Source organism: Exilispira thermophila, assembly GCF_055389015.1.
In genome coordinates this window covers 1223158-1238489 of record NZ_AP042476.1, presented here as the reverse complement: position 1 = coordinate 1238489, position 15332 = coordinate 1223158, and the positions used below count along the sequence as shown (strand labels likewise).

Below are 15332 nucleotides of genomic sequence, written 5' to 3'. Positions count from 1 at the left end.
GAAAAAGATGAAAAAAAGTTTATTAATGTTAATAGTTGTTATATTTTTTTTAATTTTTAATTTTTAATTTTTCATGTTCACTACTAAACCCTTTTATTGGGACATGGACTTTTACAAATTCTAATAATGAAACTGGATATTATACTTTTACAAAAGATGGAACTTTCTAGATATCACCTCCAGGTACAAGTGATACTCTTGTTGGAATTTATACTTATGATTCTTCCACTATAACTTTAATACCCACTAATATTAATGACCCAGAAACAATATTTACTTACGAATTTAAAAGTTGTACATTAATATCAAGTGCAAATTGTACATTAACATTAAGTTTAGATGGACAAGATATAGTTTTGGTTAAACAATAATTCAATATTTGTGGTTTTTATAATATTTGTTTTATGTATGTTAAGTTTTTATAAAATCATTTAATCTACCTTTTTCGCTTAAATTTATTTAAATTAGTTTAATTTTCTAATATATTTTCATAGAAACTATTTTAAAATTTATTACTTTTTATTTGATTTTTATTTATATAATTTTAAATTTAACTACTGTAATAAAAAAAATTTTTATAAGATATATAATAATTTGTAATCAGGGAATTTTTTATGAAATTAGTAAAAAAACGATTTAAAATTTCAATTATTCTTTTTATAGTTGCTATTGTGCTTATTGAAAATATTGCATATCATAACCCATTTTATAAACCATCAATGATTATAGGTAAAGTAAATCTGTTTTACAAAATAATAAGTATAGTAAATTTTCCTATTTCAATTTTTTCTTATTATATGACATACCTTTTTGGTTATGCTTATCTTTTAACTCCAATTTTACTTTTGATTCTGGTTTATTTTTTTCTAAGAAGAATGACTGCTAGAAACATTAAAAAATTGATATCTATATATTGGGGTATTTTGAATCTTTTATTATTATTTTATATTTTATCCTATTTTATTAAAGAAAAAATTTTTATTAATAATATTCCGTATTATGGAAAAATAATTTATATTTTAGCAAAATACTTAAAAAGACTTGGTGGAACTATATTTGTAATTATCTTTACCTTTATTTCATATTTTGAATATTTGTTATATGTTTTAAATAAAACACATAAAGAATTTTTAAATTTGATTAAAATATTTTTGAAAAAAGGTAGGAGAGTCAATAAATATAATATTACCAATAATCGAAAAGCTCAATTTTATGAACTTGATAATAAAGCAAAAGAAAATTATAGTGTTGAAAATGATTATTATGGTGAAAAAAAATCTAGTAATGATATTGGAAATGATTCAAAGTTAAATTCTTTTAAATCAGAAAAAGCAATAAATAAAGAAAAATTAAATAGAAACAATATTGATTCTGATATTAAGATTGTGGAAACTAGTCAAAATAAATATGTTAATAGTATTGATGATTCAGTTTTATCGAAAAATAAAATTATTAAATTAAAATCTTTTAAAAAAATTGGTTATAAAGAGTCAAATAAATCATTTGTTGAAAAAGATCATTCTTATACAATTAAAAACTTTTTAGAAAAACTAAACATAAATTACCATTTTAAAGGAATAAAAGAAGTTTCACGATTTTCAATATATTTATTTTATATCAGTAATTATAATGAAATTCAGAGATTAAAGAAAAACAAGCAGGAACTTGAATATAAACTTTATCCTTTAAAATTAAATCTTTTTATCCCTTTTCAAGATTCAAAATTAATTGGTTTTGCTGTATCAAAAGAAAAGTTTAAAACTTATCATTTTATAGAAAATTTTGAATCAGACAAATGTAAAAATGATTGTACAATCTTTATAGGTGAAAAAATTACTTCAGAACCATTTTATTTTGATATACCAGCATTTCCTCATTTACTTATTGCTGGTGCAACAGGATCTGGTAAATCAGTTTTTTTAAACACTTTAATTTTATCACTTTTATTTCAAAAATCTTCATATTACACAAAACTAATTTTAATTGATCCTAAAAAAGTTGAGTTTGAAATATATAAAAATATACCAAACTTAGCATATTCAGTTATAACTGAAATTAACGAAGCTTCCAATATATTAAATCAATTAAGCATTTTAATGGAAAAACGATATTCTATTTTAGCTTCAAAAAATATTAGAAATATTAAGGATTATAACAATGCATATCCTGATAATAAAATAAGTTATTTAATTACTATAATTGATGAATTTGGAGATTTGATTTTATCTGATAAAACAGGTTCTATTAGAGAAAATTTAATTAAACTTGCACAAAAAGCAAGAGCTGTTGGAATACATATTGTTATAGCAACCCAGAGGCCATCAGCAAAAATAATTGATGGTTTAATAAAAGCAAATTTTCCAGTTAAAGTGGCTTTTAAAACTTCATCTAAAATTGATTCAAGAATAGTTCTGGATAATAATGGTGCAGAAAGTTTACTTGGAAAAGGGGATATGATATTTAAACATCCTGAAACAGGCTTTTTAAGATTGCAGTCTCCTTTTATTAGTACAGAAGAGATAATTCAACTATTAAATAAAATACAATAGAAATAAATCGATTAATCAAAATAAATATATAAATAAAAATAAAATTGAGCAAATATAATAGTAAATATAAATTTAAATAGAGCTAAATAACTAAGATAAAGAAAAAAAAAGTCATTTAAACAAATATGCTTAAACTGTAAAAAAAAGGGGACTGTCTAAAATTAAGTAGTTAAGACAGCCCCTTTTTTAAGAAGTTTAAAAAAATACAAATATTTTTTAATTATCTTTGATTGTAAATAATATTTATTTTGATAAGAAATCACCAAAATTCAATATTGATTTTTGATCAGATATAATTGCTTTTATATTAGGTGATAATTTTTCTACATAATTATATTGAATGTATGAAGGATATTTTTTTAGTGTTTCACCAATAAGTGAAATTGCCTTTGCTTCACCTTGAGCTTGGATAATTTTAGATTGAGCAATTCCCTCTGCTTCAATAATTTTTTGTTCTTTTTCTTTTTGTGTTTTTTCTAAAATATATTTCATTCTCTCTGCATCCTGTTGAGCTACCTGTTTTCTTTCGATTGCTTGTTGATATTCCTCTGTAAATTTTACATTTCTTATTAAAACTTTTTCTACAACAATATAATGTTTTCCAAGTTCGTCCCTTAATTCTTTATCCATATCATTTTGTACTTTCAATCTACCAACAATCTGCCCTTTTAAAGAATCAGGTGGTAATTTTAATGCATTAGCAATATCAACCGGATTAGAAGAATATAATTCGATTACAGTATATTTTGAAACAATCAATCTAATAATATTTCTAACAGTAGGTCTAATAATTTTTTCAGTATAGTTTTTTCCAATTTCAGAATGTAATTTCCATAAATTATCCATATCAAGGTGATATAGTACTGAAATATCTAACCAAACTGGTTGTCCATCAGAAGTTTGAGCTTGAATTGAATCTGCTGTTGGTCTATCTCCTTCAGTAGTACTTCCTGAAGCAGTATAGGTTTGAGTTTGAACATTGTAAATAATTGGCCTTTGAATTATTGGAATTAAAAGATTCATACCAGGTTTAAGAATTCTGTGTTCAACACCAGTTATTGCATTAAATACAACTCCTGCTTCTCCAGCATCAATAATAACAAATGGTTTAAATACAACATAAAGTACTATAATAACAATTAGAACAATAGCTATAGTTATTAATAACTTTTGTAGTTTATTTTGTGCCATATAAAGCACCCCCTTACATATTTATGACAAAATTTAATATATTAAAAATATAACAATTAATTGTGATTAAATCAATTAGAAATAAAGAATTTTATAAATTTAAATTAATAGGGATAAATAAAAAGAAGTTAATTTATTATGAAAAAACAAATATTAAAGTTTTTAATATAATAAATTAGTATTAATATATCCAATTTTAATGTATTTTTTCAACTATTTTCAGCAATTGATTTAAATCATTAATTGAAAAATCAGGTTTAATATTAAATGATTTAGAAAAATTGTTTTTATTTAAATCCATCTTTTTAAATTTACCAGAATATAAAACAGCATAAGCACCAATGTTTTTTGCTCCTGTAACATCAGTTTCTATAAGGTCACCAACATGAATGAGGTTTTCAGGAGAATATGATTTCAATATATTTAAATATACCTTTTTTTGAGGTTTAGCACTGTTTAATTCGTCTGAGAAAGAAAATTCAGAAAAATATTTGTATATATCTTTTATTTTTAGAAATTCTCTTAATGTTTTTCCATTTGAAAAACCTGTATCAGATATAATCGCTAATTTGTATTTTGAAGATAGTTTTTGTAAAATTTCAGGAACATTGTCTTGAGTAAATTTTGGTGGATATTGAAGTATAATATTTGACAGTTCCTCTTTTAAAAATTCAAGATCAGATTTTGAAAAATCTATTAATTCCAATTCATTTAAAATAAATAAAATTAACTCCTTAGTTGTAAGGGTTCTATTAAGGTTTAACCAGATATATTCAAAATAACTCCAGGATTTTTTTATTGCGTTAACCACATCTAAATATTCAATATTTGAATTAATTTTTTTTGAAAAATTTAATATAATTTCAGCTCTTTTTTCTGTTCGTTTAGTTGAATTTTCATCTTTTCCCTGAAAAAGTGTATCCCAAAAATCGAATGAGATTATTTTAATCATATATTTACCTATTTTTTTTAAATTAAATATTAAATTTTCAATAAATCAAATAATAAAAATTTTAGGTATAAAATATAAATAATAGATAAAAGAAATTATTAATATTAAAAGATAGATTATGCCAATGAAAATATGAAAATTAGTAATAATTTTAGAATTTTAATTAATTTTGTATATAATAAAAATAAATAAATTTGATTATTTTATCTAATATAGTAATAATTATTTATAATAGAAATATATAAAATAAAAGTAGTTTTATAATAATCAATAGAAATTTTGAAAAAAAAACAATGTGTTTTATACAGGTATGTTTGTCTCTTTAAATTTTATTTTTAGTATTTAAGCTTTTTATAAATGTATTTGTTTTAGTATTTTTATAAAATTATTGTTTTATATAAAACTTTTAATTTTTTTGGAGGTATTTATGATTATAAAAAATTCTACTATAATTGACTTTACAAATTTTAAATTAATTGAAAATGCTGATATACATATTGAAAAAGGAATAATTTCAAATATCGAAGTTAAAAATAAAAATGGAAAATATGAAGATCTTAAATTTAATAAAAAATCTCAAAATCAAAATTTACAGAAAAATAATATTAAAAATAAAAATAATTTACAAAATACTGCAGATAGCTTTCAAATAATAGATGGAACAAATTATTATGTTTTACCAGGTCTAACTAATATGCATGCTCATGTTGCAATGACCCTTTTAAGGGGAAGTGCTGAAGATGTTAACTCTATAGATTGGTTTAATAACAACATATGGAAATATGAAAAGAATTTAAATGAACAGGATGTATATTATGGAACATTACTAGGTAGTATAGAGATGTTAAAAAATGGTGTTACTTTTGTTGCAGATCATTATTTTTCTATGGATAAAGCGTATAAAGCATATTTAGAAGCAGGAATTAGAGCAGATCTTGCATGGGCATTATTTGGAATAGGTGATAACAGTGAAATTAATTTTAAAAAAGCAATGGAATTTATTAATAAATATAATAATAAAAGTAAGATGATAACCATTTCATTGGGACCACATTCTCCTTATATATGTCCTGAAAATTTTTTAAAGAAGATAAACAAAATATCTGAAGAAAAAGAATTAAAAATCCACATCCATATTTCAGAAGAAAAATGGCAGATTGAAAAAAGCATTAAAGAGAAAGGAATTACCCCTATACTTTATCTAGATAAATTGGGTATAATTAAAGAAAACACAATTTTAGCCCATGCATATTATGCTACTGATGAAGAACTAAAACTTATTAAAAAAAGAAAAGCTGTAATTGCTCATGCTGCAAAGACTTATATGAGGTTTGGATTTGTTAAAGATTTATTACATAGAGCAATTAATGAGGGTGTAAAAATTTCTCTAGCTACTGATGGGCCTGCATCAAATGGTGATTTATCAATTTTTGAAGTTGCTAAAATGGCATCGCTGCTATCAAAAATTGTAACAAAAAATGCTGAAAATGGAAAATTTACAGATATTTTTCCATTAATGTTCAATGGATTAAAAAATATCGGTATTGTAAATTCTGGTAAAATAAAAGAAGGAAATATTGCTGATATTATATTAATTAAAAAAAATTCTATAAACCTAAACCCTACAATAAATATTTTTACAAACATTATTTATAATATAAGTTCTGAGAATATTGATTATGTTATCGTTGATGGGAAAGTTATAGTTTATAAAGGTAAACATTTATATGTAGATACTGAAATCTTATTAAAAGAGGTAAATAAAATAAAAAACAGACTTTTAAAAGCTAATGGTTCTCCTATGCAAAAATTTGGTATATAATTTATTTTATTAATTTTACCAATAAAAAAATTTAGTTTTAATTTTACATTAGGAAAATTAATTAATTAGAAATCTTTTAAATATTCTATCATATCAATAATTATTTTTTTATAATAATTGTCTATTGCAAGTTTGGTTAAAAAGTTTAATGATTTATTATATAAAAGGTTAATTTCTTCTTTTATAATATCAATAGCTTTTGATTCTATTATCATGTTTTTAATAAAATTTATATCATCTTTTGTCTTATTTTCTTTTATAAAAATATTTTTAAATTTATCAAGTTTTTCCCCTTTTAATAATTTAAGAGTCTGTTCAATTATTGCAGTCATTTTTCCTTCTTCAATATCTGTTGTATTGGGTTTCCCAGTTTTATCTGATTTTCCAAAGATACTAATAATATCATCCCTTAATTGAAATGCTTCACCAAGAGGAATAGCAATATTTTTAATATTTTCTAATTCATTTTTATCAATTTTCCCTGTTAATGCATATCCCATAACTATAGGGTAAAAGATTGTATAATAACTTGTTTTTAAAATATTAACTTTTGAAGAATAGTTTTTATTTTGGTTAATTATTTTTAATTTTGATCCCAGACTATCAAATATTTGCCCATATCCTGTAATTTTATAACATTTTGCAAAATAGTTTAAAAAAAGATCTTTTGATTTTTTTGTAATATTAATTTCAGAAATTATTTCAATAGCTATGAAAAATAAAATATCGCCAGCAACTAAAGCAATATCAGTTCCAATATTTTTATTATAAGTTGAATTTAAAAAATATTTTTCCATAACTTTATGAAAAGATGGTTTTCCTCTTCTTAAATCCGACCTATCGATAATATCATCATGTATCAATAAAAAAGAATGCATTATTTCAATTAATGCTGCTATTTTAAATATTTTATTAAATTTTTTATAATTAATATTAGATGAATAGGGTTTTTTATATTTTTTATTTTTTGAATTAAAAGCTAAAAATCCCCATAACAAAAGTAAAGGTCTAATTCTCTTGCCTGGTCTTAAACAATAATCTTTTAATGCATTTATAATGTTTTTAATTTCTATAAAATTGTCATTTTGGTATGGATTATTGAAAAATTTATAATATTCATCTTTTTTGAATTTTTCAATTTTTAAAATCTCATTTTCAAAAATTGAAATTATTTCTTTTTCTATATAATTTTTATATTCTAAATAAAAACAATAAAATTTATTTAATTTTTTTAATATTTCATCTTTTATATTATTAATTAAATAAATAGGAGCTGAGGCACCGGAAGTTACAAATACTGGAACCAGATTTTTAAAATCAAGATTTTTGATATCTTTTTCAGAGGTGATGAAAAAAGTATTTTCATTTTTGCTTTTTGCAATTGTGTATAATTTTTTTGTGTTTGAACTATTGTGCGATCCAATAACAATAACTGAATTAAATTTTGAAGATTTTTCTTTAATTTCTCTTTGTCTTGATTTTGTTGGTTCACATATTGTATCAATAACTTTAATGCTTTTAACATATTTTTTTATCTCATTTAAAATTTCATCAACTTTATCATAAAAAAAAGTTGATTGCATAACTATTCCAGCTTTATTAATATTTTTAAATATATCTGAATTTATTTCCTCTTTTGATGAAATAATTATAGGTTTATTTTTAGTATATCCTGCAATTCCTTTGACTTCAGTATGCTTTTTGCTACCTAAAATAACAGGATAATAACCTTCTTTCTCTAAAGATACAATTGATTTATGAATTTTTTTAACTAGTGGACATGTTGAATCTATGTAGTTTATTTTCTTTTGTTTTAAATAATTATAAATTTTTGGACTTACTCCATGACTTTGAATAATTACTATAGAGTCTTTGGGTATATCTGGAATTTTATTAACATCTTTAATAGTTATTAACCCTTTTTTATTAAGTTCTTCTATTACTTGTTTATTATGAATAATTTCACCTAGCATATATATTTTATTATATTTTTTAGAATTAATAATATTATCAATTAAGTCTAAAGACTTTTTTACACCAAAACAAAAACTAATATGATTTGATTGTACTATCAATTTTTTCATAAAATTTCCATTTTTTTAAAAGTTTAACAAAATAAAATAATAATAAAATAGAAATTATTGAGATATTTAAAAAATAGGTAATTATATATCATAATTGAAATTTTTCTCCTTAGTGTAGTTATGTAATTTAATAATTTAATGATTTTTAAACATTAACTATAAATAATTATTTAATCTTTTAAGTCTTTGACAACTACAATCCAGTCGAAAAATTTCAATTATGATACATATATACATTTATATTTATTTAATTAAATACAATAATTTCAATTTTATTATTAACTGATCCAGCCACGAAGATAATATTTTCTTTTTTGTCTTTGACAACTACAATCCAGTCGAAAAATTTCAATTATGATATATATATTTGTTTATATTTATTTAATAAAAATACAATAATTTCAATTTTATTATTAACTGCACCTGCCACGGAAATAAATTTTTTCCATTTCTGCAACTTTTTTGAATATTTTCTTGTCTATATATAATAAAAAATAAAAAAATAATATACAGGAATAATAAAAAAGAATAATAAATGGAGATATATTTTATGAAAGAACTATATCATAACTTTATTAAACATCCGCATGACACTTTCTTTAAAATTGTTTTTAAAAATAGTAATAATGCTAAAGATTTTATTAATATCATATTACCTGATAATATCAAAAAATATATTAACATCAATAACCTAAAAGTTGTTAACTCTTCTTACATTACAAAAGAATTTAAAAATAGATTCGCTGACCTTGTTTTTGAAACCAATCTAATTAACTCCAAACATAATATTAACATATACTTCCTTTTTGAACATAAATCTTATAAAGATAATGCTATCTTTATTCAACTATTAAGATATATGTTGGTTAAATGGGAAAAAGATTTTCAAAATAACAAAGATTTATCTTTAATATTACCTGTTGTTTTTTATCATGGTAAAAGTAAATGGGATATTGATACAGAATTTATAAATAATTTTAAAATAGATAAAGAGATTAAGAATAATTTTAAAAAATATTTACTAAATTTTAAATATCTATTTTTTAATGATAAAAAGAATAAATTAAGTTATAAAGTTATGAATTATAATAGATACTTGAAATTAGCGCTTGATGTATTAAAATATAAAGCAGAAGAAGATATGGAATTAATATCCAGGATACTTGAAGAATTAGCTAAAGAGATAGAGAATAGAGATATAAAAAATGTATTTTATGTATATATATTGTCAATATTGAAAAGTGAAGATAGAGAAATGGTGATAAAAAAACTTGAAGAGAAGGAGAGCAAGATGCCATCAATTTTAGAATCATTGATAAAAGAAGGTGAAATAAAAGGAATAAGAGAAGGAACACTAAAAGGGCAAATACTTGATAAGCAACAGGTTTTAATAAAACTGATAGATTTAAAATTTGGAATAACTGAAGAAGAGAAGCAAGTTATATTAAATTGTTTTGATAAAGATAAACTTGAGAGAGGGATAGAAAAAATCCTTTTTGTTAATAATAAAATAGAAATTATTGAGATATTTAAAAAATAAAGAATTATTATATCATAATTGAAATTTTTCTCCTTAGTGTAGTTATGTAATTTTATTATTTAATTTTCTTAAACATTAACTATAATATAAAATTTAATCTTTTTTGTCTTTGACAACTACAATCCAGTCGAAAAATTTCAATTATGATATATATATTGTTTTTATTAATTAAATCAACACTAATAATTTCTAATTTTATTATTAAATGCACCAACCACGAAGTCATTATAATTCTTTAGCCTTTGGCAACTGTAATTCAGTCGAGAAATTTTAATTAGCATATATTTATTAACTTAATTTATTTAATCAAAAATGATAATTTTAAGTTTTGTCATTAAAAGCATATTAATAAGAAAATATATTTTTGTTGTTAAGTTATTATAGTTTATTATTTATTAAATCAATTTATAATTTTAAATATTTTTTAGGATAAAAGAATTGATAAATTAAAAAAGAAAAGTATTTTTAAAATATGGTAGATGCAAAAAATTATTCAAAATTACCCAATAAACCTGGTGTATATTTTTTTTATGATGAAACAAATAAGCTATTATATATTGGAAAAGCAAAAAATTTAAATAAACGTGTTTCTTCATATTTCATAAAAACAAAAAAAGATTATAAAACAACTTTACTTGTTAAGAAAATTGCTTTTATTGATTATCTTGTAACAAATTCTGAAGTAGAAGCGATACTTACAGAACAAAATTTAATCTCAAAAAATCAACCACCATATAATATACAATTAAAAGATAGTAAATCTTTTTCAATTATTGTAATATCAAAAGAAGATTTCCCTAAAATAAAGCTATCAAAACAGAACAATAAAGATATAGGTTATATTTTTGGACCATATATTTCTGTTAAAACAGCAAAAACATTGTATGAATTTGTGTTAAAAAATTTTAAACTTAGAGTTTGCAATAGAAAAATGGACCGTTTTTCAAAAGCATGTTTAAATTACCATTTAAATTTGTGTACAGCACCTTGTGAACGAAAAGTTACAAAAGAAGAATATCAAATTCAGGTAAGGTCCGCAATTAACTTTTTAAAAGGTAAATACTCTTTGTTATTAAATAATCTTAAAAAAGAAATTGAAAATGCTTCAAAAAATTTAGAATTTGAAATTGCAAATGATTTAAAAGAGAAATATGAAGCAATTTTAAAATTTAAAAATAACAAGGGGATCAAATATGATTTTGAAAAAAATACTGATTTTATCTCATTATTCATTAGAAAAAATAAAGGGATAATAACTCTTTTGAAAGTAGAAGATAAGAAAAAAGTATTTTCTATAACAAAAAAATTTTCTCTTATTGGATCTATTGAGGAGAATTTACCTTCAATATTGATTTCTTTATATTCTCAATTATTAAAAATGGAAAACTTTAATTTTCCTGAAATAATTTATTTACCAATTTCAATTAAATGTAATAAAAGTCTTTTTGAATTAATAAAACAATCTTTAACAAAATTTTTTAATTATAAATCAAGTTTTAAAATTAAAAACTACTTAAAAAAGAATGAATTAAAAGTTTTAATTGAACTGCTAAATCACCAGAAAATAGCTTTTAAAGATATTTATTTTATTCCTTCTAAAAAAGAGCTTGATGCATTAACAGAACTAAAGAATTTGCTTAATCTTAAATCATTACCTTCGAGAATTGAAGGATTTGATATATCTAATTTTGATTCAAAAATTATTGTTGGTTCTTCAGTTTCCTTCTTTAATGGTATTCCAGATAAATCAAATTATAGACAATATAATATACGTTCCATAGAATTTCAAAATGATGTTGAATCAATATCAGAGATTGTTGCAAGAAGATTGCTTCAATATATCAATTCCAATAATAAATTGCCTGATCTTTTACTTATAGATGGAGGAAAACCACAGGTAAATAAAGTAAAAGAAATTACAAATTCTTTAAATATTGATGTAAATATTGTAGGGCTTGCAAAAAAGAAAGAAACCATTGTATTCCCTGGTAAAAAAGAAGATATAAATTTACCATATACATCAAGTGCTTTAAGACTTTTAATAAAAATTAGAGATGAAGCTCATAGATTTTCAAACAGATATAGAAAAATTAAAGACAATAAAAGCAGATTAAAGATTATTAAATAAAGAAATTAGTTGAAATGTTTTTAAAAAAAACGATATTAAAGAAAAGGAAAATTTTAATTTAAAAATAATTTCAAATAAAGAGGTTTTTATGCAGAAAAAAAAGGCTAAAGGAAAACAATTAGTTACTAAATCTAAAGATATAAAACAGGAATATTCAAGATATGAAAAATTAAGAAAAAAAAGATTAGAGAACAAATATGAAAAAATAAAGGTTTTATCTTCCGAAAAAGATTTTGCAAGGATTAATATTTTTAATTTATTATTTGTTGAGTTTTTTTCAACATTAATAGTTATTCCTATTATTTTATATATTATTTATCCTACTTCTATAGTAAAAATATATAATTTCAATAGAATAATAGTAGTTTTCGAAATTGTGTTTTTTACTAATAGTTTATTGGGATATGCAGTAGAATATTTCAAGTTGAAAAATATATTTGACTATTTTAACATTTTTCATGTTACAAATTATATTAACAAGGAAGAATTTTTAATATATAGAGCTAAAATCTTAAATTTTCCTTATAAAGCCTCCTTAATTTATTTTTTAAGATTTTTGATTGTAACTTTTATAGCTTTTGTAACAGCCTATTTTTCAACATATTCAAAACAATTAACAATATATTATAAACAGATAAGTAAAAATGTTATTTATATATATATTCCTTTGTTTGTATTTGCTGCATTAAATGCTTCTTTAATTTTTTATTATCTTATGGTATCTGTTACAAGTCCTGTATTTAAAATTATTAAAAAAGTTAGAATTGAAGCTGAAAATACACCATTCAAAATTAATATGTTTAGATTTAAATATAAAGTAGTTTTAACATTTTTTATTCCATCAATTTTTTTAGCTTTGTTAATGCTAGTTTTAGGTTATAACTTAATAAGTAACTTTATTTCTTCCGGTCAAGCAAATTATCCTATCTTGTTAAGAAGTAAATTAAATACTATTTATATTAGATTAATTATTCTTGCTTTATTTTCAATATCTTCAGTAACATTAATTTTTTCTTCTTATCTTACAAACTATATTAGAAGTTTGATTGAAAATATAAGAAAAGTAGAAAAAGGTGATTTTACTGAAACATCAGAAGTTGTTACAACTGATGAGTTATCAGCTTTTGCACATACTTTAAATGTTACAACTTATTCTTTAAGTACAGTAATGAATAATGTAGTTAAAGAATCACAAAATATTACAAATAGAGTAAACAAAAATTTTGAAATTGCACAAAACTTAATATCACTTACAGATATACAACAAAATTCCATTCATAAACTAAGTGATACAATAGCAACTTTATTAAAATCAACATCAAATATCAAAAATTTATCTTCAACTTCTTCAAATATTATTTCAAATGCACTTGAAATTGTACAGGAACAAATAAACAAATTTGAAGAATCGTTACAAGCAATGGAAGAAGTAGAAGATATTGCTTTAAAAATGATTGAATCATTAAAATTAATTATAGATATTTCTTCTCATACCAAATTATTAGCTTTAAATGCATCAATAGAAGCATCAAGGGTTGGCGAATCAGGTAAAGGATTTTCGGTTGTTGCATCAGAAATTAGAAAACTTGCAGAAAGCTCATCAAATATGTCAGACCAGGTAGCTGATTTTATTGAACTAATAAATACCAAAGTTAAAAAGAGTTTAGACGGTTCAAGAATTATCAAAGAAACTGTATTAAATATTATTAAGGAAATTTCTACTATTAAAGATCAGGTAAATGAAGTTATGACAGAAACTCAAACTGAAGCAAATATCGCAGATACATTAAAAGAAATTTCAAATGATTTCACAATTGTATTTAACAAAAACCAGCAAATAAGTAGTGCAATAGAAGAAAATGCTAAAAACCTTGTTCAGGAATCAAAACAACTTGTTTCATTATTAGAAGATTTTAAAACTAATATAACTGGTCATATAATTACTAATAATGATGTTGAACAAATTAAAAAGAGTTTAAAAGATAAAAAAGAAGAAAAATCTAAAAAAATAAATAAAAAAAAGAAGAAAAAACAAATTGAGAAAGAAATTGAAGGTATTGAAGAGGAAAAACAACTAGACAATAAAATACATGAGATAGAAAGTTTAGATAGTAAAGATATAAAAGAGATATCTGTTAAATAGTTTATAGTTTAATTTTTCAAAAGAGATTTTTATCTTTTCATTTATCAATAAATTTATTATATTTTTTCTAAAGACTTAATAAGTTTGTATTTTGTATTTGTAAAATTAAAGAATATTTGTGTTTAAAATTTTTATGTTAAAAAAAACAAGGAGTAAAGATGGAAGCTAAAGCAAGATGGGTTGATGGAATGGCATTTGAAGCTGAACTTAATGGTCATAAGATTATTATTGATGCAGAGGAAAAATTTGGTGGTAAGGATAGGGGACCCAGGCCTAAAGGACTAACACTGGTTTCATTGATTGGATGTACAGGTATGGATGTTGTTTCATTACTGTATAAAATGAAGGTACCTTTTGAAAACTTTGAATTAGATACTCATACTGAACTTACAGATCAACATCCTAAAGTTTTCAAAGACATAGAAATAATTTATATCTTTTATGGTAAAAATCTCGAGCAGTACAAAGATAAAATTGAAAAAGCAGTTAGATTATCACAGGAAAGGTATTGTGGGGTATCTGCAATGCTTAAAAAGAATTCAAACTTAACTTATAAAATTATTCTTAAAGAAAATTAATAGATTATAAGTTGAAATCATCGTATCTTAATGGTTTTAGGTAATATATATTATCATTTTGAAAAACATTAATTATTTTGTCCCAGTTTAAGTACTGGGACAAAAATATTATGTTATTAAAATTATTGTTTATAAGATTGTTGTAAAAAGGTTCATCAATTGTATCAGAATCAAAAATAATAAAATCATATAATTTAAGTTTTTTTACTATTTCCTGATTTACTTTTGGAAAAAAGTTAAAATCAACTTCCAATTTAGTGTTTTTTAGCTTTTTGTAATTTTCAAAATCTTCTTTAAAAGGTTCTAAATTTTTGGATAATAATATTATTTTCATAATTTTTTCCT

Annotated in this window: 10 protein-coding genes; 6 read left to right on the top strand and 4 right to left on the bottom strand. The window is 21.8% G+C overall.

Going from position 1 to position 15332, the window contains the following annotated elements; translation table 11 throughout:
• Positions 1 to 614 precede the first annotated feature (614 nt).
• Positions 615 to 2549 carry an FtsK/SpoIIIE domain-containing protein gene (locus ACZ5EC_RS05310; protein WP_464303916.1) on the top strand — a complete coding sequence of 645 codons (1935 nt, stop codon included), beginning with the start codon at positions 615 to 617 and terminating at the stop codon, positions 2547 to 2549.
• Between the two features lie 243 nt (positions 2550 to 2792).
• Here ACZ5EC_RS05310 and ACZ5EC_RS05305 read toward each other — a convergent pair whose 3' ends face one another.
• On the bottom strand, positions 2793 to 3740 hold the full coding sequence (locus tag ACZ5EC_RS05305; protein ID WP_464303915.1) for a prohibitin family protein: 948 nt from the start codon (positions 3738 to 3740) through the stop codon (positions 2793 to 2795).
• A 196-nt stretch (positions 3741 to 3936) separates the two neighbouring features.
• Positions 3937 to 4692 (bottom strand): HAD family hydrolase, encoded by a 756-nt coding sequence (locus tag ACZ5EC_RS05300; RefSeq protein WP_464303914.1) that lies wholly within the window; start codon positions 4690 to 4692, stop codon positions 3937 to 3939.
• A gap of 427 nt (positions 4693 to 5119) precedes the next feature.
• Here ACZ5EC_RS05300 and ACZ5EC_RS05295 point away from each other — a divergent pair, with 427 nt between their 5' ends.
• Complete coding sequence (locus ACZ5EC_RS05295) at positions 5120 to 6514, top strand: amidohydrolase family protein (protein WP_464303913.1); 1395 nt, start codon at positions 5120 to 5122, stop codon at positions 6512 to 6514.
• 65 nt (positions 6515 to 6579) lie between these two features.
• On the opposite strand, the gene ispH is transcribed toward ACZ5EC_RS05295, so the two are convergent.
• The gene (gene ispH, locus ACZ5EC_RS05290; RefSeq protein ID WP_464303912.1) at positions 6580 to 8598 is read right to left on the bottom strand and encodes a 4-hydroxy-3-methylbut-2-enyl diphosphate reductase; all 2019 of its coding nucleotides are present in this window, start codon (positions 8596 to 8598) and stop codon (positions 6580 to 6582) included.
• Between the two features lie 550 nt (positions 8599 to 9148).
• Between ispH and ACZ5EC_RS05285 the strand changes: the two genes are divergently transcribed.
• The 4 genes from ACZ5EC_RS05285 to ACZ5EC_RS05270 all read left to right on the top strand — a co-directional run bounded on the left by ACZ5EC_RS05285 (position 9149) and on the right by ACZ5EC_RS05270 (position 14987).
• Positions 9149 to 10138 carry an Rpn family recombination-promoting nuclease/putative transposase gene (locus ACZ5EC_RS05285; RefSeq protein WP_464303911.1) on the top strand — a complete coding sequence of 330 codons (990 nt, stop codon included), beginning with the start codon at positions 9149 to 9151 and terminating at the stop codon, positions 10136 to 10138.
• Between the two features lie 472 nt (positions 10139 to 10610).
• On the top strand, positions 10611 to 12266 hold the full coding sequence (gene uvrC, locus ACZ5EC_RS05280; protein ID WP_464303910.1) for an excinuclease ABC subunit UvrC: 1656 nt from the start codon (positions 10611 to 10613) through the stop codon (positions 12264 to 12266).
• 88 nt (positions 12267 to 12354) lie between these two features.
• Positions 12355 to 14409: a methyl-accepting chemotaxis protein gene (locus ACZ5EC_RS05275; protein ID WP_464303909.1), complete on the top strand. Its 2055-nt coding sequence runs from the start codon at positions 12355 to 12357 to the stop codon at positions 14407 to 14409.
• A gap of 158 nt (positions 14410 to 14567) precedes the next feature.
• Entirely contained in the window at positions 14568 to 14987 is a 420-nt protein-coding gene (locus ACZ5EC_RS05270) for an OsmC family protein (RefSeq protein WP_464303908.1), read from the top strand.
• Between the two features lie 4 nt (positions 14988 to 14991).
• Here the strand turns inward: ACZ5EC_RS05270 and ACZ5EC_RS05265 are convergent, their stop codons facing one another.
• A complete protein-coding gene (locus ACZ5EC_RS05265; RefSeq protein WP_464303907.1) occupies positions 14992 to 15321 on the bottom strand; it encodes a hypothetical protein in 330 nt (109 codons plus the stop codon).
• Positions 15322 to 15332 lie beyond the last annotated feature (11 nt).

Coding starts and splice junctions, on each gene's coding strand:
- ACZ5EC_RS05275 (WP_464303909.1), top strand. CDS start 12,355: ATGCAGAAAAAAAAGGCTAAAGGAAAACAATTAGTTACTAAATCTAAA.
- ispH (WP_464303912.1), bottom strand. CDS start 8,598: ATGAAAAAATTGATAGTACAATCAAATCATATTAGTTTTTGTTTTGGT.
- ACZ5EC_RS05295 (WP_464303913.1), top strand. CDS start 5,120: ATGATTATAAAAAATTCTACTATAATTGACTTTACAAATTTTAAATTA.
- ACZ5EC_RS05300 (WP_464303914.1), bottom strand. CDS start 4,692: ATGATTAAAATAATCTCATTCGATTTTTGGGATACACTTTTTCAGGGA.
- ACZ5EC_RS05305 (WP_464303915.1), bottom strand. CDS start 3,740: ATGGCACAAAATAAACTACAAAAGTTATTAATAACTATAGCTATTGTT.
- ACZ5EC_RS05265 (WP_464303907.1), bottom strand. CDS start 15,321: ATGAAAATAATATTATTATCCAAAAATTTAGAACCTTTTAAAGAAGAT.
- ACZ5EC_RS05285 (WP_464303911.1), top strand. CDS start 9,149: ATGAAAGAACTATATCATAACTTTATTAAACATCCGCATGACACTTTC.
- uvrC (WP_464303910.1), top strand. CDS start 10,611: ATGGTAGATGCAAAAAATTATTCAAAATTACCCAATAAACCTGGTGTA.
- ACZ5EC_RS05310 (WP_464303916.1), top strand. CDS start 615: ATGAAATTAGTAAAAAAACGATTTAAAATTTCAATTATTCTTTTTATA.
- ACZ5EC_RS05270 (WP_464303908.1), top strand. CDS start 14,568: ATGGAAGCTAAAGCAAGATGGGTTGATGGAATGGCATTTGAAGCTGAA.